The following is a 21,211-nucleotide window of genomic DNA, read 5'->3' on the forward strand; positions in this document are numbered from 1 at the left end:
CAGCGAAAGAGCAAGCTCTTCCCTGTTACCCCTCGACTTGCATGTGTTAGGCCTGCCGCTAGCGTTCATCCTGAGCCAGGATCAAACTCTTCATCGTTGTTTCTTAATATAATTACAACAATCAATTGTCTGTACTCAAAGATGACTTCTCTAGTCTTAATTCTAAATTATTTGTAAAAATTGCAATTGCAATTTTACGCGCTGTCAATTCAATAAATCAATGAACTTAACCCCTCCGCCTTCGGCACCTCCCCTTAAAAAAAGGTGAGGATATCTCCGTCTCCGGAAGGACATTTCTTGTAGAAACTAAAGGACTCGAACCTTAACTCTTTACTTACCCACCCGGGATTTCTTTTCAGTATTTTCGGGAACTCATTTCCGCTGTAAGCGGCTGCAAATATACACTACTTTTTCTTTATACACCAAATATTTTTTAGAAAAATTTTTGACTTTATTTTAAAAGCAACCCTTCAAAAGAACTTTAAAAACAACGCCACTTTTTAAATAAAACCTTAGCTGTTTTTGCGGCTGCAAACATACAACCTCTTTTGAATCTGGCAAAAAAAAATATTATTTTTTTGCTTTTATTTTTTAAAGCTTTTTCAAGACTTAAAAATTCGCATTTCCCAGTATGTAATGAACTTCCCGCTTTACTCCGCAACCCTCGTTGCCCTTGTAAGCGGCTGCAAATATACTGCTGTTTTCTTCCCCCGCAAGGCTCAAATAACAATTTTTTAAAGAAACCTTAAAACTAATTTCTAAGCCTTTCAACTAAAGGAACTTGTAAGATAAAAAATTTTATAGAAATCTTGGGAAGGGAAAAAGTTAATTTAAACGACCTCTTCCTGCACTCCATTTATCGGTAAGTTCAACATACTCAAAATCCAGTGCAGTGGCCTGCGGCTCCAGGATATCATTAACAAAAGAGCGCTGTAGGATATCTTCAATCAAAAAATCTTCGTGATTATTTTTGGGGTCAAATTCTTCCTTCAGTGAAATTTCAAATAAGCTGGCAGTAGTATTATACCAGAATGCCCGCCATCCACTTTTTAAATTCTTGATAAGGTTAAAAGCTGTAGTCCCCGTTTGGCGATGTACCAACTTCACCAGAATTTGACCTTCAGTATGAGTAAGCTTTTTTAATTCCGCAGAAAATTCTTTCTCTATATAATCCTGAACAATCTTAGTGTATTTTCTTTGTGCCGATCTGGACTCTATTCCTTCAAGCCTTGCATTAAGCGCTACCAGCCTTTCAGAAGCAAGTTTAGCATAAGGATATACCTTTCTGGTTTTCCTCCTTAATATAAGGTATCTTTTTCTCTCCTCAAGATTATCAAAATGAAGCTTCTTTAAAATCACCACCTCATTAAGGTCTATACTTTCCCGCGGCACAGTATCGCCCGCAATAATCATATACTTTTTTTGCAGGGTATCTTCAACAGGAATACTATCCTGGGCGAAAAGTCCCGAAAAACTAAAGAAGAATAATATAAAAAGCGTTCTAAGCATTCACCAAATATTTAGCTTGCTAGCGTACTAAAATCATTCCAAAATTAATCAATAATCAGTTGCCATAGATTTAATTCTTATTAAATTCGTGAAAATTCAAATCTATGAGCAAAGACAGTATACTTGATAAGGAATCTATAGAATTCCTGGAAAAATATTTAAATAATGCGGCGCCTACGGGATATGAATCTGATGGGCAGAAATTATGGATGGATTATTTAAAACCATATGTTGATGAATTCTTTACCGATAGCTACGGAACAGCGGTGGGGGTTATAAATCCTGAAGCTGAATTTAAAGTAGTAATAGAAGGACACGCCGATGAAATTTCCTGGTATGTAAATTATATAACTGATGAAGGTTTTATTTATGTGGTAAGAAACGGCGGTAGTGATCACCAGATAGCTCCTTCAAAGCGCGTTAATATTCACACTAAAAAAGGCATTGTAAAAGGCGTTTTTGGTTGGCCTGCAATTCACACCCGTGATAAAGATGAAGAGCAATCTCCAAAAATCGATAACATTTGTATAGATGTGGGTTGTACCAGCAAAGACGAAGTCGAAGAATTAGGTGTTCACGTAGGTTGCGTAATAACCTACCCCGATGAATTCTTTATTCTGAATGAAAACAAGTTTGTATGCCGGGCTTTAGATAACCGTATGGGCGGATTTATGATCGCGCAGGTTGCTAAATTATTAAAAGAGAACGGGAAAAAATTACCTTTTGGCCTATATATAACTAATTCCGTACAGGAAGAAATAGGACTTCGGGGTGCTGAAATGATCACTCACCGAATTAAACCCAATGTAGCCATTGTTACCGATGTAACCCACGATACCAATACGCCAATGATCAATAAAAAGAAAACTGGCGACACAAAAATTGGTCACGGCCCTGTAATTGCCCACGCACCTGCGGTTCAAAATAAATTGAGGGAATTGCTTATTGAAACAGCCCAGGAAAAAGAAATTCCTTTTCAGCGAATGGCAAATTCAAGATTTACAGGAACAGACACCGATGCTTTTGCTTACAGTAACGGTGGTGTTCCTTCAGCATTAATTTCACTTCCTCTAAGATATATGCATACCACGGTAGAAATGGTTCATAAAAGCGATGTGGAAAACGTAATAAAATTAATTTATGAAAGTTTACTTCATATAAAAGAAGGAGAGAGTTTTAGTTATTTCGACTAAACAGATCATTACCTTATTTATTGTAACAAGCCCTTTTCGGAATTCTCCGGAAAGGGCTTTTGTCATTTCATTAGATATACTTTCACAATTATTTACCATCTGCCTGTCGCTTTTCAGTCTATATTTAATAAAAAACAAAAATGACTATTTCTCCTGAAGAGGTAAATATTCTTATTTCGAATCCCTATGAAGCTGTAAATTTCGCAAACCTCACTTATGTTTCGGAAGAAAAACTTTCAATTAAAAGAAAGAAAGTAGGTAGAGGGTTCTCCTACCTATATAAAGGAGAACGCATAAAAGATGATAAAACTATAAATAGGATCAAAAGTTTGGTAATTCCGCCGGCCTGGCAGGAAGTGCGTATTACTCATTTAAAAACGGGGCATCTACAAGTTGTGGGACGTGATGAAAAAAACCGAAAACAATACATTTACCATTCTACCTGGAGCAAATTAAGGAATGAAACCAAATTCTTTAAAATGACCGCTTTTGGCGAAAACCTGTCAAAAATTAGAAAACAGGTAAATCAAGACCTGGACTTGCCGGAAATGAGTCGAAGAAAAGTACTCGCATTAGTCCTTCGGCTTATGGAAGAAACCCATATTAGGATCGGAAATCAATACTACGCAAAGAACAATAAAACCTACGGTCTTTCCACATTTAGATCCAGACACCTAAAAACTTCTAAAAATCAGATCAAATTCGAGTTTATTGGAAAAAAAGGAAAAGAACATTCGGTCTCTGTAAAAAATAAACAGTTGATTAAACTTGTTAATCAATGTGAGGAAATTCCGGGTTGGGAGCTTTTCAAATTTTATGATGAAAAAGGAGACAAACAAGCGATAGACAGTGGAATGATCAATGATTATATTCACGAAATTAGCGGCGACCAGTTTTCAGCTAAAGATTTTAGAACCTGGAGCGCAACAAAGATTTTTTTTGAAACCCTGCTAGAACTTGGTTATACCGAAGACGAAAAACAAAATAAAAAGAATTTAATCCAGGCTTTTGATGCCTCAGCCGAAGGTTTGGGAAACACCCGGGCCGTGTGCAAAAGTTATTATGTGCACCCTAAAGTTGCAAACTCCTATGAAACCGGTGAAATCGTACCTTATTTTAATAAAGTTAAACCTGAAGAAAAACAAAACTATATTTCCCTTTCTGAAACAGAAAAAGTGATTCTTAATATGATTAAAGATTACGAGGTGAAGATTTAAATTCAAAGGAAAAAGCTCTGTTCATTTTTGATTAAATTAGCAGTATGAAGAACACGATTGCTTCCCGTATAGCCGATTTCCTTAAAAATTATCCTCCTTTTAATCTTTTAAAAAAGGAAGATTTATTAATTATCTCAAAACAGGTTAAGGTAAAATATCTTGAAAAAGGAAAGAGACTATTTTCTGAAGGTGATATTGGCCATAAGCGCTTCTATGTGGTGAATAAAGGGGCGATTTCCTTAGAACGCGACAACAACGGTAAACGAGAAACAATAGACAAGTGCGATGAAGGCGATATTTTTGGACTTCGGCCGTTGTTTGCGAAAGAAAATTACCTCATCAATGCCATTGCCGAAGAAGAAACAATTCTGTATGCAATTCCTATAAAAAAATTCAAACCTCTTTCAGAAGAAAATAAAGAAGTCAATAATTTTTTGATTCAGAGTTTTGCCTCAAACACCCGAAACCCATATTCTGAAGCTCATAAAGGAAAATTAATTTCAGAAAAAGAACCTGTAGAAAGTCAATATAAACCCAACAATAATCTTTTTGAACTTCAGCCGGCACCGGTAACCAGAAAGGTGGTCATGACATCACCTGAAACTACTATAAAAGCTGCGGCCCAACTAATGAGCAAAAAGAAAGTAGGTTCGGTTTTAGTGGTAGAAGACAATATCGCTAAAGGCATTGTAACCGATGAGGATTTTAGGGATATGGTAGCTACCGGCGCATATGGAATTGAAACCCCTGTTTCAAAAATTATGGCATCTCCAGTAATTTGTTATCCGCAGGGCCTTACTATCGCACAGGCACAGCTTACGATGATGAAACATCATATAAACCACATTTGTATTACCGAAGACGGTACGCCAAATACTAAGGTTGTGGGAATACTTTCTGAACACGACATTATGGTTTCTGAAGGCCATAATCCTTCGGTTTTAATGAAAGCAATTCAGCGAAGTAATAACACCAACGAATTAAAGAAAATTCGGCATAAAATCACCTTATTGCTCAGGGGATTTCTAGCTTCCAATATTCCGCTAAATCATATCTCCAGAATTATTTTTGAGCTGAACGACGCCACTATTAAACGAATTATAGAGCGCTGTATTAAAAAGCTACCTACTCCCCTGCCCTGTGATTTCACGTGGATTTCCCTCGGAAGCCAGGGACGTAAAGAACAACTTTTACAAACCGACCAGGACAATGCGCTTATTTTTGAAGATGTTCCGGAGGAAAAACTGGAAGAAACCAGGGCCTATTTTTTAGAATTGGCGAGAAAAGTGAACAAGCGGCTCAATATAATCGGCTACGAATATTGCCCTGCCGAAATGATGGCAAAAAACCCAAAATACTGCCTCAGTTTAAGTGAATGGAAAGAACAATTTACCAAATGGATTATAGATCCCGGAAACGACGAAATTTTACTCTGCTCTATTTTCTTCGATTTTGATATTTCTTACGGAAATGTAAATTTATCTAATGCGCTTGCCGATCATATTTTTCTTCTAACTAAAGACAATCGCAAATTCTATGCGGTAATGGGCGCCACTACATTGAGAAACCCATCTCCGCTTGGTTTCTTCAGGCAGTTTTTATTAGAAGAAGATGGAGAAAATAAAGATTTTTTCGACATTAAAAAACGAGGAATTACGCCTTTAACTGATGCGGGCAGGCTCTTAATCTTATACCACCAGGTGAAAAACATAAGCAATACTGCAGAGCGCTTTGAAAAACTGGCACAACTAGAGCCGAATAACAAAGAGCTATTTCTATCCTGTGCCTATGCGTCTAAAGTTTTACTGAAATTTAGAACTCAACACGGTTTGGAAAATAGGAATAGCGGCAGGTTTATAGATCTGGAGAATTTGAGCAAAGAGGAAAAGATCAAACTAAAACGCTGTTTTAAAAGTATAAGACAGGTGCAGGAATTAATAAAATACCGTTTTGAAGTAACTCCTTATATCTAATGCTAAATTTATTCAAAAAGAAACCTGATAATCTGCCTGAATTCTGGCATGATTATGAAGTTAAATTTCAGGAAAAACTTCCGAAAGAAATCGAGGAAACCAGGTTTGTTGTTTTGGATACCGAAACTACAGGCTTTGATCTTAAAAAAGACCGGATGCTTTCTATTGGTGCAGTTGCCATTAATAACAAATCTATAGATATTGCCGACGGATTTGAAGAGTACATTTCCCAGGAAACTTTCAACCCTAAAACCGTAAAGATTCACGGGATTATTCAGAATGAACGTATAAAAACCCTTTCTGAAGAAGAGGCAGTAAAAGCTTTTTTAGAATATATCGGAAATTCTGTTTTGGTGGCGCACCACGCGGGTTTTGATCTTGGGATGATCAATGAGGCTTTAACCAGAATGGGTTTGCCAAAGCTGAAAAACAAGGTTTTAGATACCGTGAATTTATACCGTGGTACCCGAATAATCTCCAATCTTATTAATCGGGAGAAAAGTTATTCGCTAGACGAAATCGCCGAAACTTACAATATTGACATAAGAGACAGGCACACCGCCGCCGGGGATGCTTTTATAACAGCCATAGCTTTCCTAACTATCCTGGGTAAACTAAATACCGATGGAAAATTAAATTTAAAAAAATTGTTTAGGGTTTAATTAGGAACAAAATTTAGAGAATTATTAAAGCTCCTACCTTTTTTCAAGGGGAGCCCGCCTAATTAACTATGTCGGGCAGGGTGGCCAGAGGCCGGTGGTGTTATTTTCTTGAAAATGCTAAATTTTAAAATAAATTCTATACTAAAAAGATCTCACAGGTTTTGAAAGCCTGTGAGGTCTGAGATTTTGTATAAAATTTTACTGCAAAAAACTAAGATTAATCCTTACAAAGCATCCTTCATAATCTCCTCTACAACTTCAGGATTTAATAAAGTTGAAGTATCTCCAAGATCTTCTGTTTCTTTAGATGCTATTTTTCTTAAAATTCTTCGCATAATTTTTCCGCTACGCGTTTTTGGTAGGCCGCTAACAAACTGGATTTTCTCCGGTTTGGCAATTGGCCCTACTTTGTCCCCAATCTGCTGATTTATTTCCTTCCTGAGGTTATCGTGATTTCTGGATTCTCCGGATTCTTTTAAGGTTACAAAGGCATAAAGTGCATTTCCTTTTACTTCATGAGGGAAACCAACAACGGCGGATTCAGCTACCGCCGGATGTTCATCCATCGCATCTTCAATTGGCGCCGTTCCTAAATTATGGCCTGAAACTATAATTACATCATCTACCCTACCTGTAATTCGGTAATAACCTACTTCATCCCTAAGAGCACCATCTCCGGTAAAATACATATTTTTAAAAGTAGAAAAATAGGTGGTTTTATAACGTTCGTGGTCTCTCCAAACGGTTCTGGCAATAGCAGGCCAAGGATATTTAATACATAAACGACCATCTACTTGATTGCCCTTTAATTCATTTCCGTTCTCATCCATTAAAGCGGGCTGAATTCCGGGAAATGGCAAGGTTGCATAAGTCGGTTTTACAGGGGTAACATAAGGTATTGGAGTAATCATAATTCCGCCGGTTTCGGTTTGCCACCAGGTATCTACAATAGGACTTTTATTTTTCCCCACATTATCGTTATACCAGTGCCAGGCTTCCTCGTTTATGGGCTCGCCAACGGTTCCCAGTACTTTTAAAGAAGAAAGGTCATGACTCTCTACAAATTCTATATTTCTTTTTGCCAAAGACCTAATAGCCGTTGGCGCAGTATAAAACTGATTTACTTTATGTTTTTCTACCACATCCCAAAACCTTCCAGCATCGGGGTAAGAAGGAATACCCTCAAACATTACCGTGGTAGCTCCATTAGCTAACGGACCATATAAAATATAAGAGTGTCCTGTGATCCATCCAATATCTGCAGTACACCAATAAACATCATCTTCTTTATATTGGAAAACATTCTTAAAAGTATATGCTGTGTACACCATATAACCGGCGGTGGTATGCAACATGCCTTTTGGTTTTCCGGTAGAACCTGAGGTATATAAAATAAACAAAGGATCTTCAGCATCCATAGTTTCGGCTTTACATTCATCTGAAGCTTCATCTAATAAAGGCTGTAGCCATTCATCCCGACCATCTTGCATTTCAATATCAGAATCCAGTCGCTTCGCTACTAAAACGCTTTCCACACCCGGACAATCTTCCAGGGCCTTATCTACAATTCCTTTAAGATCTATCGTTTTGTTTCCGCGGTAAGAACCATCAGAGGTAATTAGCATTTTACAATCGGCATCATTGGTCCTGGTAGCCAGAGCTTTAGAAGAAAAACCTGCAAAAACCACCGAATGTATAGCACCAATTCGTGCACAAGCCAGCATAGCTACGGCAAGTTCAGGAATCATTGGTAAATAAATACAAACCCGATCCCCTTTTTTAATTCCTTTAGCCTTTAAAACATTCGCGAATTTATTTACTTTCTTATGTAATTCTCCGTAGGAAATATGTTGGGCTTCTTCTTCAGGATCGTTAGGCTCCCAGATAATCGCAGTTTTATCAGACCTATTAAAAAGAAAGCGATCTATACAGTTTTCGGTTATATTAAGTTTGGCATTTTCAAACCATTTCACTTCAGGTTCATTAAAATCCCAGCTTAACACATTATCCCATTTCTTTCGCCAGGTAAAATGCTCTTCAGCTATTTCCTCCCAGAAGTTTTCCGGATCTCTTACCGATTTTCTATAAACTTGAAAATATTCCTCTAAATTCTTAATATGATAATTACTCATAACTTAAATAAATATATTGATGGTTCTATGGGTTAATTTTGAAAAGAATAAAATATCTTTCCTGCAATTTATAAAAACCTACGGAAACCAAACACCCAAATCCCGTTAATATTGGGCTTTTTCAAGTTTTACGGGAAGTTTAATAGAATGGATAAATTCGATGAAAAGTAGAAAAATATTCAGCAAAAGTTTTCAATTGAAATTAGAATTTAAAAAATGAAGTGATTTAGATTGAATATCAGCAAGAATATTCAGCAATTTAATGCTCAACAAATTTCTGATGATCCTTTAGCCACTTATCTAAATGAGCGGCATCCTTAGGAGAAACTTTTTTATTGGTTTTTTCCTCCCGCCAGGTATTTTCAGAATCTTTTCTGATGTAAATTTTAGATTTCTGCCCTATAGCAACTCCAAAAGCCTTTAAAGTAATTTCGGCTTTAGCAACATAAGCATTATCGGTGTTTTGTAAATAAACAAGTCTCATTTTTCAGGTGTTTCGATTGATTAGCAAATACTGCAACCGTCACTTTGCAAAGACTATGCCCCCCAGCCAAACTATACCCCACGAAGTCTTCTTTTTACCGAAAATTTAACTTGTGAAAAACTATGTTTATAACTCAATTAGGTTTTTATAAAACCACCGCAAATTCCTTATAACTTTACTCTTGTAAAATCATACCGGCGGGTATTACTTTTTGTAATAAACAAGGGGAATCATGTGAGAATCATGAGCTGTTGCGCAACTGTAAAGTAGATTATCTACAAGCCAGACTACCTTCCCAACCGGGCTGACTTTTGCTTTCGCATAAAAAGTAAATGTCCAGGACAATCTTTTTGCGGGTCTACCGCAACTTCACTTTTCCATAGACACCAATTTGCTTTTATGCTTTTGATTTTAAAACTAAAACAAAAGTAATATGAGTATTTTTCAAAAACGAGTAAACTACAAACCATTCGAATACCCCGAAATCCTACAGTTTACTGAAGCAATAAACCGTTCGTTCTGGGTGCATTCTGAAGTAGATTTCACAGCCGATGTACAGGATTTTCATTCGCATCTTAGTGAAAATGAAAAGCAGGTGATTAAAAAGAGCCTTCTAGCAATTGCCCAAATTGAAGTAGCCGTAAAATCGTTTTGGGGAGACCTTTATCAGCACCTTCCAAAACCAGAATTTAATGGACTCGGAAGTACTTTTGCCGAATGTGAATTCAGACATTCTGAAGCCTATTCCCGTTTGCTTGAAGTGCTGGGCTACAACAATGAATTTGAAAAATTAATTGAGACCCCGGTAATCAAAAAAAGGGTGGCTTACCTTTCTGAAGCTTTATCGAATACAAAATCTTCAGATGAAAAGAAATATGTGTTTTCGCTTATTTTATTTTCAATTTTAATCGAAAACGTTTCACTTTTTAGTCAGTTTGCCATAATCCTTTCCTTTAGCCGATTTAAAGGAGTAATGAAAAATGTGAGCAATATTATTGCGTGGACTTCGGTAGACGAACAAATTCACGCCAATGCCGGAATTTATATCGTAAACCAGATCAAAAATGAATTTCCTGATTTTTTTAACGATGAAACCAAAACTAAAATAAGGGAGATTATAGCGCATTCTATGGAAGTAGAATCTGAAATCCTCGATTGGATCTTTGCTGATGGTTCATTAGAACAATGCAAAAAAGAAGACCTCCTGAATTTCATGAAATATCGCGTAGACGATAGCCTTGAAAAAATAGGTTTGGAAAAACTCTATTTCGTTTCAGAATACGACTATAAAGCGATGTTGTGGTTTGAGGAAGAAGTTTTCGCCAACAGTTTAGACGATTTTTTCGCCAAACGTCCGGTAGATTACACCAAACACGACAAGAGCATCACCGCAGATGACCTTTTTTAAAGAATTTTCCCTCAGAAATATTTCACCTAAAATCCCAGCAAAATGCCCGAAACTATAATTAAAGAAACGCAACAGGAACGCCTATGGTGGCTTAATGAAGAAAGTCAGCAAATACTTAACCGTGGCTATTTATTAAAAGGAGAAACCGCAAAGTCGGCTATAGAACGCGTAGCCAATGCAGCGGCAAAAAGGCTCTACAAGCCGGAACTGGCTGAAGCTTTTATTGAAATGATAGAACGCGGCTGGATGAGTTTAAGTTCGCCAATTTGGGCAAATATGGGCACCGAGCGGGGTTTGCCCATCTCTTGCTTTAATGTATATGTACCAGATAATATTGAGGGCATTACCCACAAACTTGGCGAGGTGATTATGCAAACAAAAATTGGTGGCGGTACTTCCGGTTATTTTGGAGAGCTAAGAGGCCGTGGAAGCGCCGTAACCGATAATGGGAAAAGCAGCGGCGCAACCAGTTTTATGAAACTTTTTGATACCGCGATGGATACCATTTCCCAGGGCGGTGTACGCCGTGGGGCTTTTGCAGCTTACCTGGATATAGATCACCCCGATATTAAGGAATTCCTTGAAATAAAAAATATTGGAAATCCAATTCAAAATTTATTCTACGGCGTAAGTGTGCCCGATTACTGGATGCAGGAAATGATAGATGGCGATAGGGAAAAACGAGAGATTTGGGCCAAGGTTTTAGAAAGCCGGCAACAAAAAGGATTGCCATACCTTTTCTTTAAAGACAATATTAACCGGTTTAAGCCACAGGTTTATAAGGATAAAAATTACACCATACATTCCAGTAATCTTTGTTCAGAAATTGCATTGCCTTCAACCGAGGATGAATCCTTTATTTGTTGTCTTTCCTCAATGAATTTGGAACTTTATGATGAATGGAAAGACACAGAAGCCGTAAAACTGGCCATTTATTTTCTGGATGCTGTTTTACAGGAGTTTATTGCGAAAACCGAAGATAATTACTACCTCTCCTCTGCCAATAAATTCGCTAAAAGGCACAGGGCTTTAGGACTTGGCGTTATGGGATGGCATTCTTATTTGCAAAAAAACAGGATCCCTTTTGAGGGATTAAAGGCCAAAGGCCTAACAAATTCTATTTTTAAAGACATTAGTGAAAAAGCTACCAAAGCCAGTAAAGAACTGGCCAATATTTACGGTGAACCGGAAGTTTTAAAAGATTACGGTTTAAGAAATACCACTTTAATGGCCGTTGCTCCAACAACTTCCTCTTCTGCTATCTTAGGGCAGGCGTCACCGGGAATAGAACCTTTTAGCAGCAATTATTACAAAGCAGGTCTGGCTAAAGGTAATTTTATGCGGAAGAATAAATATTTAAAGGAATTGCTTAAGGAAAAAGGATTGGATACCGAAGAAACCTGGCGTAGCATTATGCTAAATCACGGGAGTGTTCAGCATTTGAAAGAGTTAAGTGATGAAGAGCGTATGGTTTTTAAAACCTTTAAAGAAATCAGTCAGTTAGAAATTATCCAACAAGCCTCGGTGAGGCAGAAATATATTGACCAGGCACAAAGTTTAAACTTGAATATTCCTTCAGATCTTCCGGTTAGGGAAGTAAATAAATTAATGATAGAAGCCTGGCAGCTGGGTGTAAAAACGCTTTACTATCAAAGAAGTCAGAGTGTTTCCAAAGAATTTATAGCCAATATGGTAAATTGCTCGAGTTGTGAGGCTTAGGTTACAGATAAGAAAAGCTGTTTGAAAAATCTGCAGAACGTAACCCTGAATTTATTTCAGGGTATAACATGTTGAATATTGAAAACATGTTAGAAGCTGAAACAAGTTCAGCTTGACGAAAAGAATTTCAAACAGCTTTTTATTTTTTCCGTAAATCTAGTTTACTTCGCTCCCCATTCTTTTAGAGAGTCTTTATTCATTTTTACATAATCCTGGTTTCCGGCTTTTTCAGCTTCGGCCAAAGATTTTTTGGCAGCTGCAATCGCTTCGTCTTTTTTACCAAGATCGGCAGCGATAAGGGATTTCCTTCTTAAAATCCAAAATGCATTTGGGTTACCCATTTCAAGGGACTTATTTACCCATTCGTAGGCCTGCTCCAAATCCTTATTAACATCATGATAATATGTGGCTGCAGCGAAATAATCAGCAGCTCCCGGGCCGCTCATAACCTTTTCAATACTGGCCATTGCTTTTTCTTCGGTTGGCACTTCAAATCTTAAACTTGCAGCGGTATTTGCCCAGATAAAGCTAAGTGCAGCAGAATCGTGTTTAAGCTCATCTATCATAATGGTAAAAGTTTCCATTTCAAAAGGAAGTTCCATTACTTCTGCAGTAGCTTTTAAGGCAACTTTATCATCATTCCATTCTGCAGGATTTCCCCAGTTGGAAGCATCCTTATAAAACATTACTTCCCATTCGTTCTCCTTCGGAATAGTATAAATAGCATAGGTTCCCGCTTGTAGCTCATTACCCTGAATAGTAACATCGTCACTAAAAGTGATTTTGGTATTCTCATTAGCGCCTGTACGCCAAACTTCACCGTAAGGTACCAGATTGCCAAAAACCTGTCGGTCTCTCATTCCTGGACGGGAATATTCAAGAGTAACATCGGTAAGTCCAACTTTTTGTTCAACTTTAGTAAAGGGACTCGGTTGTGGAGCCTGCACCTGGGCCTGAGTAGCACTCATAATCCCCGCTGTGCATAAAAATAGAAATAGTTTTTTCATTATTTAATATGTTTTTAGTTCCTCAAATATACCGAGAAATTGATTATAAAATAAAATTTAAAACATTTTCATTTATATTTTGTTTAACTATAATAATTTTATTTTAAACAAAACTACTCTTAATTTTGGTTTCAAATAAAAAAGATGAAAATCTACACCAAAAAATCGGTTCAAAGACTTCCCATAAGTCTAAAAAAAGCCTGGGAATTTCTCTCCAGTCCGGGAAATTTAAAGACTATTACTCCAGATTATATGGGGTTTAATATTATTTCAGGCGCTGATAGACCAATGTACCCTGGACAAATCATCCAATATATAGTCACGCCGGTAGCCGGGATTAAAACCAAATGGGTAACTGAAATCACCCACGTTAGGGACAAAGAGTATTTTGTAGACGAACAACGTTTTGGCCCGTACGCACTCTGGCATCATAAACATTTTTTAAAGGAAATCCCAGGTGGGGTAGAAATGGAAGATATTGTAGATTATAAATTACCCTTCGGAATTTTAGGGCAAATGGTTCATCCCATCCTTGTGGCTCTAAAACTGAAGGAAATCTTCGATTACAGACAGAAGAAACTCGTGGAACTTTTTGGTGAATTTGAAGAACCTAAAACTAAAAATTCAACGCTGAACCAAGATATAATAGCTTAGAACTAAATATTAAATTATGAAAAGAAATATTTTACTTATTGGCGGTTCTACCGGAATCGGCCTTGAAATCGCCCACCAACTTGTTAAAGAAAATAAAGTAGTTGTCGCTTCCAGAAATAAAGGGGAATTAAGTGATGATGTTGAACATTTAGAATTCGATGTTTTAAAAGACAATATTGAAGATCTCGATTTGCCGGCAGAAATTCACGGATTGGTATATTGTCCCGGAAGCATTAACCTAAAGCCTTTCAAAATGCTGAAACATAAAGATTTTGAGGAGGAAATGAATCTGAATTTCTTAAGTTCGGTAAAAGTAGTCCAGGCTTTAATGCCGAAATTAAAAAGTGCTGAAAATGCAAGTTTGGTATTTTTTAGTACAGTGGCTGTAAAAGTCGGAATGCCTTTTCATACCAGCGTTGCTGCAGCCAAAGGTGCCATTGAAGGTTTTGCAAAAGCTCTGGCAGCCGAATATGCTCCAAAGATGCGTGTAAATGTCATTGCACCTTCTCTAACCGATACGCCCCTGGCTGAAAAATTATTGTCAAATGATTCCAAAAAAGAGAAAATGAGCGAAAGGCATCCTTTAAAAAGGATTGGAAATGCAAAAGACATCGCCAATGCAGCCACATTTTTGTTAAGTGAAGAAAACAACTGGATTACCGGGCAAATTATTAGTGTAGACGGCGGACTTTCAACTTTAAATATTTCGTAAATGAGTGAAGCAGTGAATATATTTTGGTTTAGACGTGATCTTAGGTTGGATGATAATGTAGGATTTCTTAAAGCCTTAAAATCTGAAAAACCAGTACTCCCAATTTTTATTTTTGATACCGAAATCCTTGATAAATTACCTAAAGATGATGCGAGAGTAAGTTTTATACATGAGCAACTTCAGCAAATGCGGCAGGAACTTCAAGATGATTATGGTAGTTCTATCGCAATGTATCACGGAAAACCAAAAGAGATCTTTCAGCAAATAATTAAAGATTATAAGGTTACTGAAGTATTTACTAACCACGATTACGAACCCTATGCAGCAAAAAGGGATAAAGAAATAGCTGAATTACTTTCTGAAAATAATATTGAATTTCATACTTTCAAAGACCAGGTTATTTTCGAAAAGGATGAAGTGGTTAAAAAAGACGGCGATCCTTATGTCGTTTATACGCCTTATATGAGGGTTTGGAAAGAGCAGTTTAAATCGCTAGATCCTAAGATTCACTATACCAGCCAATATTTAGATAATCTCGTGAAGAATACAAGGTTACCTAATTTAAGTTTAAAGGATATTGGTTTTACAACTTCAGAAATTAAAGTGCCCGATTATGATGTCACGCCAACTTTAATCCAGCAATACGAAAAAACCCGGAATATTCCCGGAAAAGAGGGAACTTCCCGTCTTGGTGCTCATCTTCGCTTTGGAACCGTAAGTGTGAGAAAAATGGTAGAAAAGGCTAATGCTGAAAGCAATAAAACTTTTCTTGAAGAATTGATTTGGAGGGAATTTTTTATGCAGGTTTTATACCATAATCCCGATACGGTAACCGATTCTTTTAAAAAGAAATACGACCGAATTGAATGGAGAAACAACGAAGACGAATTTGAAAAATGGAAAGCCGGCAAAACTGGTTATCCTTTAGTTGATGCAGGAATGCGCCAGTTGAATGAAACCGGATTTATGCATAATCGCGTAAGAATGTTAGTGGGGAGCTTTCTTTGCAAACACCTACTTATAGACTGGCGCTGGGGAGAAGCCTATTTTGCTGAAAAACTACTTGATTACGAAATGTCGTCAAATGTTGGTAACTGGCAATGGGTTGCCGGAAGCGGTGTAGACGCAGCCCCTTATTTCAGAATATTCAATCCCACCACCCAAATTGACAAATTTGATAAGGACAAAAAATACATCAAAGAATGGGTAGAAGAATTTGGCACCGACAAATATCCAGAAAAAATGGTAGACCATAAAGAAGCCCGCGAACGGGCTTTAAAAGTTTATAAAGATGCGGTAAGCTAATTGTTCCAGATCTTCCTGGCTTTTTCAAGATCTTCAGGAGTATCTATTCCTATAGTCTGCATCTCGGTTTCCACCATTTTTATATTTTTTCCATATTCCAGGAACCTAATCGCCTCTATTTTTTCAGCAGATTCTAATGAAAGCATCGGTAAATTATAGAAATCGATAAGCGCCTGTTTTCTGAAAGCGTAAATCCCAATATGCTTAAAATAAGTCACATGAGCATCAGTATTTCTCGGGTAAGGTATTGGAAACCTTGAAAAATACATCGCGAAATCATTTTTATTGGTAATTACTTTTACATTGTTTGCATTGGTAATATCATCACTTTCGGAAAGGGCCGTCTTTAAGGAAGCAAGATCTATCGCAGAAGCATCATCTTCCCTAAAAACAACCAGTAATTTCGCCAGGCTATCTTTATCTATAAATGGCTCATCTCCCTGCACATTCACCACAATATCCACATCCATATCCTGCACTGCTTCCGCAATACGGTCGCTTCCACATTCGTGTTCTTTGTTACTTTTTATCGCGTTGCCGCCGTTTTTATTAATTTCTGCATAAATTTTATCGCTATCGGTCACCACGTAAACTTCATCAAAAAGACCGGTGTTTTTGGCAGCTTCGTAGGTTCTGGTAATTACCGTTTTGCCATTAAGGTCTTTTAAAAGTTTCCCCGGAAAACGAGCAGCCTCGTAACGAGCGGGAATCATAGCGATTATTTTAAGTGGATTATTCATCGAAATTAGTTGTTTTGAAAATTAAATTTAGGTTTTAAAATTTGATTTCTTGGCAGATCCTAAATTATTTGTTTATAAAAAAGTCGTCTTTAAAACCTATTAAATAGAGTTTATCGGTTGCCCGTGTTACAGCTGTGTAAAGCCATCTTAAATATTCTTTACCCACACCTTCGGGCAGGTAGGGTTGCTCAATAAAAACCGTATTCCACTGCCCACCCTGGGATTTATGGCAGGTCATTGCATAGGAAAACTTAATTTGTAAAGCATTGAAAAACTTATTGTTCTTTACCTTCATAAATTTCTTGTATTTAGAAGTTTCATCTTCATAATCCTTCATCACCTCCTGGTAAAGTTCGTTAGATTCTTCATAGGAAAGCGAAGGCGTGTTGCTGGTTAAGGTATCTAACATCACCACGGTTTCAAAAGGTCTCATTTTGGGGTAATCTACCATTTGCACCTGCACTTCGGCAAACCGGAAACCGTAGAGCTCTTTTATACCGAAAATCTCAAGGACTTTTACGATATCACCGTTAGCTATAAATCCGGCTTCGGAACTGGGTTTTATCCAGAAATAATTATTCTTCACCACCATAAGATAATCTCCGGCTGAAATCTCTTCTTCCTGGAACAAAATTCTGGACCTTATTTGCTGATTGTACAAATTTGCCCTTTTATTAGACCGAACTATAAAACTGGTTTCCTCATTTCCTAACTCATTATAGCATTCCTCGATGGCATTCATAATTTCGTAACCATCCTGCAACCTAATAACATCTGCTTTAGGAGTGATTTCAAACTGAAAACTATCATAAAAACCGTCTTGCAGACTTTGCCTTATTTTTGTGGCATTTAGCAGAATATCGCTTTCTTCAGCCTGTCTTACTACTTCGTCCAGCTCGATATGATGAACTTCCTTATTATAAGAAAACTGAAGTTTTTCTGCCTCCAGAGCGGGGCTAATTTCCATTTTTACAGGAGGAAGCTGCGCAGTATCCCCAATTAAAATAAGCTGACAATTTTGCCCGGAATATACAAATTGAATAAGATCGTCTAATAAGCTTCCATTTTCCATTAATTTGGAATTTGTTGGCGTATCAGAGATCATTGAAGCTTCATCTACAATAAAAATACTGTTTTTGTGTTTATTCGGCTGAAGCACAAATTGCACTCCGCTCCCACCGCTTTTCTTAGGGAAATAGATTTTTTTATGAATAGTAAAAGCTTCTTTTTTAGAATAATTGGAAATCACTTTAGCCGCCCTTCCCGTGGGTGCCAACAAAACACCAGATTTTTTAATTTGCCAAAGATTTTTTACTAAAGTGCTGATTATGGTAGTTTTACCGGTACCAGCAAAACCTTTTAAGACAAAAAGTTCATCTTTATTATTGTTCAAAACAAAGCGGGAAAGTTGCTGTAAAGCAAGATCCTGCCCTACTTTAGCTGTAAAACCCAGATCGCTTAAAAGAAGTTTATAGAATTTGGAAGCATCAAGATTTTCCATAGAAGATTTATCAAAAATCAAAGATAGGAATGGATTTTTACGGAAGAAACTTTTACGAATAAAAAAAAATTGTAGATTTGTCCTGAAACACTAGTAATTTTAAAACAAAATTTAGAAAGCATGAGACTTGCAATTCAATTACTTCTTTGGGTAGTTATCATAGGATTAGCCTACCTAACTTTTAACGCTGTTTACGAACCAATTCAATTTAATAAAATCAAAGAAAAGCGTTATGCTAAAGTAGTTGAAAACTTAAAGGATATTCGTAAAGCAGAACTAGCCCACAAGGAGGTTATAGGTACTTTTGAAGATGATTTTGATAAGCTAGTGAGATTTTTAGATACTGCAGAATTTGCGATTACCCAACGTCGTGATACTACTGTTTTAGATGAAGAGTATAAAAAACAATACGGTGTAGATGAGTATATTGAAAGAGTAATTATCGATACACTTGGCTTTGTACCGGTAAAAGATTCATTATTTAAAGGAGATAAGGAACGTTATACGAATATGATAAATGTCCCAATTGAAGGTGTGGATGCTAAGTTTGAACTTGATGCAGGTACTATTACAAAAGGACAGACCAAAATTGCAGTTTTTAGAGCAAGAGTTGCTAAAAGTGTTGTATTACAAGGTTTAGACAGGGAACTTATTTTACAACAAAATTTAGTACAATCTGTAGACGATATAAACGGTCGATACATCAACGTTGGCTCTTTAGAAGAAGTTAATACCAAAGGAAACTGGCCAACCCAATATGGCGACGAGTAACAGTAGAAAACAAATAATTTTAGAACTGTCCATTCAGGTTAGCCTGGATGGACTTTCTTTTTGTACCCTAAATTCTGCTGAAAATGAAGTGGTACATTTCAAAAAAATACGCTTTCCCCAACAGCTGGACCCTGTGAAATTGCTTGCGGAAATTCAAAAGGTTTATGCTGAAGAAACTAGTATTGCAGAAGCCAGCCAGGTTAAATTAATTTTTGACAATGCGCTTTATAGCTTAGTTCCTGCAAATTTATTTAAGGAAGAAAATGCTTCAGATTATTTAAAATTCAACACTAAAATCCTTAAAACCGATTTTATTGCTCATGAAGAAATTGGCAACACCGGGATTATCAATGTTTATATTCCGTATACAAATATTATAAATTTCTTCTTTGAGAAATTTGGGGAATTTGAATATCACCACCTTAATACCGTGTTAGTTGAAAATCTACTGGCTTTACCAAAAGCAGACAGGCCACAAATATTTGCGCACCTTAAAAATAAGCAGTTTGACCTTGTAGTAATTGAAAATGGTGAACTCCTGCTTTGTAATTCTTTCAGCTTTACCGAAAAAGAGGATTTTTTATATTATATTCTATTTACTGCTGAACAACTCAATTTAAACCCTGAGAGTTTCAGGTTGATTTTACTGGGAGCTATTAGCAAGGCTTCTCCTCTCTTTAAAATTGCCTTTGAGTATATTAAACATATTGAGCTTTTAGAAACCGATTTCAGCTTTAAAAAGGAAAAAGAGCTTTCCGGTTTAAACGAACTGGAAGAATATGTATTAATCAAGAACCTCGGGGTAAACCAACGAGGTAATTGAAAACTACATTATAATTTCTATACGAAACTGCCTGAATGATATGGGCAGGCCTCGCAAAAACTAAATCCTCAATGAGGGATTAAAATCATTTAAATGAGAATAATTTCAGGAACGCATAAAGGAAAAAGATTAATTGCTCCCAAAAAGCTACCGGTACGCCCTACTACCGATATGTCCAAGGAAGCCCTTTTTAATATTTTGAACAACAATTTTCAGTTTTCACAATTAAGCGTTCTGGATCTTTTTTCGGGAACCGGCAATATCGCCTATGAATTTGCTTCGCGCGGAAGCCAGGAAGTAACTGCAGTAGATGCTAACTACGATTGTGTGAAATTTATAAAAAAAACGGCTCAGGAATTAGATTTAAACATTACCACCATTAAAAGTGATGTCTTTAAATTTCTTGAAAAAGCTTATGTAAAGGCCGACATTATTTTCGCCGATCCGCCTTATGATTTCGAGAAGGAAAAATTTCTCCAAATCCCCCAACTCGTCTTCGAGAAAAACCTACTTAATCCAAATGGGCAATTAATTATTGAACATTCCAAACACACCGATCTCTCAGATTTCCCTAACTTTATAGAAGGTCGGCGCTATGGAGGTTCGGTTTTCAGTTTTTTTGAAAATGTAAAATAAATTCTTCTGTAGAAAAAGAATAAAGGTTAAAACAGGCTTACAAATTTGATGTTATGACGGAGCGGATCAAGACGATTGAACTTATTGATGTTAACTTAGAATTTTATGACGGAATGGTAATTTCTGAAGTAAAAGATGATGTAGTGTTTGAAATTGAACACGTGGAGCAAATCCTAAAAGTATGCAATGAGGTTTATGAAGGTGCAGATTTTGTTTATATCTCTGACCGAAAAAATAATTATAATGTAAATCCTACAATTTATTTTGAATTGAAAGACGTAAAATCTTTATTGGGAATAGCTATTGTAAGCCAACGTTATGAAGCTTTAAAAGTAGCTGATTTTGAAAAACAATTCTCCCCGGTTCCTTTTGATATTTTCTCCCATATGGAAGAAGCCCGGGCCTGGGCAAAGACATTATTATAAAAAAGCAGGCCTGTAATCCGGATTCTGTTCCTCCCGGTAAACCGGGATTCCCCTTATCATTTATCTCAGGTTTTTGTTGCCAAAAACTTTTAGCTGCCTACCCTCCGGTAGCAAGCGGGCCGCTTGCAAACACCGGTTTACATGGCATTGCACCGCATAGAGTTTACCTGATTTCACTACAGCATTACCTGTACATTCTTTCTGTTGCACTAGTCCTGATCCCGATAGCTATCGGGACCGGTGGGCGTTACCCACTATGCCGCCCTTTGGTGTCCGGAATTTCCTCCACCGAATTAACTCGTTGGCGATAAGGCGGCCTGCTTGCTGCAAAGGTAGTTTT

Annotated in this window: 19 protein-coding genes, 1 rRNA gene, 1 other RNA gene and 1 riboswitch; of the genes, 13 read left to right on the plus strand and 8 right to left on the minus strand. The window is 37.0% G+C overall.

Going from position 1 to position 21,211, the window contains the following annotated elements; genetic code table 11:
- Both LB467_RS14605 and LB467_RS14610 read right to left on the minus strand, forming a co-directional pair.
- Nucleotides 1–97 (minus strand): 16S ribosomal RNA (locus tag LB467_RS14605); the annotation flags it as partial.
- 728 nt (nt 98–825) lie between these two features.
- Entirely contained in the window at nt 826–1,509 is a 684-nt protein-coding gene (locus LB467_RS14610) for a DUF4294 domain-containing protein (protein ID WP_224474790.1), read from the minus strand.
- A gap of 104 nt (nt 1,510–1,613) precedes the next feature.
- Here LB467_RS14610 and LB467_RS14615 point away from each other — a divergent pair, with 104 nt between their 5' ends.
- From LB467_RS14615 to LB467_RS14630, 4 genes are all read left to right on the plus strand, one after another.
- Nucleotides 1,614–2,702, plus strand: a complete 1,089-nt coding sequence (locus LB467_RS14615; protein WP_224474791.1) for a M42 family metallopeptidase — start codon at nt 1,614–1,616, stop codon at nt 2,700–2,702.
- A 140-nt stretch (nt 2,703–2,842) separates the two neighbouring features.
- Complete coding sequence (locus LB467_RS14620) at nt 2,843–3,919, plus strand: DNA topoisomerase IB (RefSeq protein WP_224474792.1); 1,077 nt, start codon at nt 2,843–2,845, stop codon at nt 3,917–3,919.
- Nucleotides 3,920–3,963: 44 nt separating this feature from the next.
- The gene (locus LB467_RS14625; RefSeq protein WP_224474793.1) at nt 3,964–5,892 is read left to right on the plus strand and encodes a DUF294 nucleotidyltransferase-like domain-containing protein; all 1,929 of its coding nucleotides are present in this window, start codon (nt 3,964–3,966) and stop codon (nt 5,890–5,892) included.
- The gene (locus tag LB467_RS14630; protein WP_224474794.1) at nt 5,892–6,554 is read left to right on the plus strand and encodes a 3'-5' exonuclease; all 663 of its coding nucleotides are present in this window, start codon (nt 5,892–5,894) and stop codon (nt 6,552–6,554) included. Before LB467_RS14625 ends, LB467_RS14630 begins: the two co-directional genes overlap by 1 nt.
- Nucleotides 6,555–6,778: 224 nt before the next feature.
- Here the strand turns inward: LB467_RS14630 and acs are convergent, their stop codons facing one another.
- Nucleotides 6,779–8,686: an acetate--CoA ligase gene (gene acs / locus LB467_RS14635; protein WP_224474795.1), complete on the minus strand. Its 1,908-nt coding sequence runs from the start codon at nt 8,684–8,686 to the stop codon at nt 6,779–6,781.
- 259 nt (nt 8,687–8,945) lie between these two features.
- Nucleotides 8,946–9,170, minus strand: a complete 225-nt coding sequence (locus LB467_RS14640; protein WP_224474796.1) for a hypothetical protein — start codon at nt 9,168–9,170, stop codon at nt 8,946–8,948.
- A 181-nt stretch (nt 9,171–9,351) separates the two neighbouring features.
- Nucleotides 9,352–9,485, plus strand: a riboswitch (cobalamin riboswitch).
- 118 nt (nt 9,486–9,603) lie between these two features.
- Here LB467_RS14640 and LB467_RS14645 point away from each other — a divergent pair.
- Together LB467_RS14645 and LB467_RS14650 are read left to right on the plus strand one after the other, a co-directional pair.
- Nucleotides 9,604–10,578 (plus strand): ribonucleotide-diphosphate reductase subunit beta, encoded by a 975-nt coding sequence (locus LB467_RS14645; protein WP_224474797.1) that lies wholly within the window; start codon nt 9,604–9,606, stop codon nt 10,576–10,578.
- Nucleotides 10,579–10,620: 42 nt separating this feature from the next.
- Nucleotides 10,621–12,297, plus strand: a complete 1,677-nt coding sequence (locus LB467_RS14650) for a ribonucleoside-diphosphate reductase subunit alpha (protein WP_224474798.1) — start codon at nt 10,621–10,623, stop codon at nt 12,295–12,297.
- A 161-nt stretch (nt 12,298–12,458) separates the two neighbouring features.
- On the opposite strand, the gene LB467_RS14655 is transcribed toward LB467_RS14650, so the two are convergent.
- Nucleotides 12,459–13,304, minus strand: coding sequence for a DUF2911 domain-containing protein (locus tag LB467_RS14655; RefSeq protein WP_224474799.1), 846 nt, complete (start codon nt 13,302–13,304; stop codon nt 12,459–12,461).
- Nucleotides 13,305–13,448: 144 nt separating this feature from the next.
- Between LB467_RS14655 and LB467_RS14660 the strand changes: the two genes are divergently transcribed.
- From LB467_RS14660 to LB467_RS14670, 3 genes are read left to right on the plus strand one after another with little or no spacing between them, the layout of a single operon-like run.
- Nucleotides 13,449–13,958 carry an SRPBCC family protein gene (locus LB467_RS14660; protein ID WP_224474800.1) on the plus strand — a complete coding sequence of 170 codons (510 nt, stop codon included), beginning with the start codon at nt 13,449–13,451 and terminating at the stop codon, nt 13,956–13,958.
- Between the two features lie 16 nt (nt 13,959–13,974).
- Nucleotides 13,975–14,670 carry an SDR family NAD(P)-dependent oxidoreductase gene (locus LB467_RS14665; protein ID WP_224474801.1) on the plus strand — a complete coding sequence of 232 codons (696 nt, stop codon included), beginning with the start codon at nt 13,975–13,977 and terminating at the stop codon, nt 14,668–14,670.
- Nucleotides 14,671–15,975 carry a cryptochrome/photolyase family protein gene (locus tag LB467_RS14670; protein ID WP_224474802.1) on the plus strand — a complete coding sequence of 435 codons (1,305 nt, stop codon included), beginning with the start codon at nt 14,671–14,673 and terminating at the stop codon, nt 15,973–15,975.
- On the opposite strand, the gene kdsB is transcribed toward LB467_RS14670, so the two are convergent.
- The gene (gene kdsB, locus LB467_RS14675; protein ID WP_224474803.1) at nt 15,972–16,715 is read right to left on the minus strand and encodes a 3-deoxy-manno-octulosonate cytidylyltransferase; all 744 of its coding nucleotides are present in this window, start codon (nt 16,713–16,715) and stop codon (nt 15,972–15,974) included. The genes LB467_RS14670 and kdsB overlap by 4 nt on opposite strands.
- A gap of 64 nt (nt 16,716–16,779) precedes the next feature.
- Complete coding sequence (locus LB467_RS14680) at nt 16,780–18,216, minus strand: ATP-dependent DNA helicase (protein ID WP_224474830.1); 1,437 nt, start codon at nt 18,214–18,216, stop codon at nt 16,780–16,782.
- Between the two features lie 120 nt (nt 18,217–18,336).
- On the opposite strand from LB467_RS14680, the gene LB467_RS14685 reads away from it, so the two are divergent.
- The 4 genes from LB467_RS14685 to LB467_RS14700 all read left to right on the plus strand — a co-directional run bounded on the left by LB467_RS14685 (nt 18,337) and on the right by LB467_RS14700 (nt 20,871).
- A complete protein-coding gene (locus LB467_RS14685; RefSeq protein ID WP_224474804.1) occupies nt 18,337–18,987 on the plus strand; it encodes a hypothetical protein in 651 nt (216 codons plus the stop codon).
- Nucleotides 18,974–19,810, plus strand: a complete 837-nt coding sequence (locus LB467_RS14690) for a DUF3822 family protein (RefSeq protein WP_224474805.1) — start codon at nt 18,974–18,976, stop codon at nt 19,808–19,810. The genes LB467_RS14685 and LB467_RS14690 overlap by 14 nt, the downstream gene beginning before the upstream one ends.
- Before the next feature lie 93 nt (nt 19,811–19,903).
- Complete coding sequence (locus tag LB467_RS14695; RefSeq protein WP_224474806.1) at nt 19,904–20,446, plus strand: RsmD family RNA methyltransferase; 543 nt, start codon at nt 19,904–19,906, stop codon at nt 20,444–20,446.
- 53 nt (nt 20,447–20,499) lie between these two features.
- On the plus strand, nt 20,500–20,871 hold the full coding sequence (locus LB467_RS14700) for a hypothetical protein (RefSeq protein ID WP_224474807.1): 372 nt from the start codon (nt 20,500–20,502) through the stop codon (nt 20,869–20,871).
- Here the strand turns inward: LB467_RS14700 and rnpB are convergent.
- Nucleotides 20,869–21,195: RNase P RNA component class A (gene rnpB, locus LB467_RS14705), an RNA gene on the minus strand. The two genes, LB467_RS14700 and rnpB, sit on opposite strands and share 3 nt — an antisense overlap.
- Between the last annotated feature and the right edge of the window lie 16 nt (nt 21,196–21,211).

Source organism: Salegentibacter tibetensis, assembly GCF_020164485.1.
Classification (GTDB): domain Bacteria; phylum Bacteroidota; class Bacteroidia; order Flavobacteriales; family Flavobacteriaceae; genus Salegentibacter; species Salegentibacter tibetensis.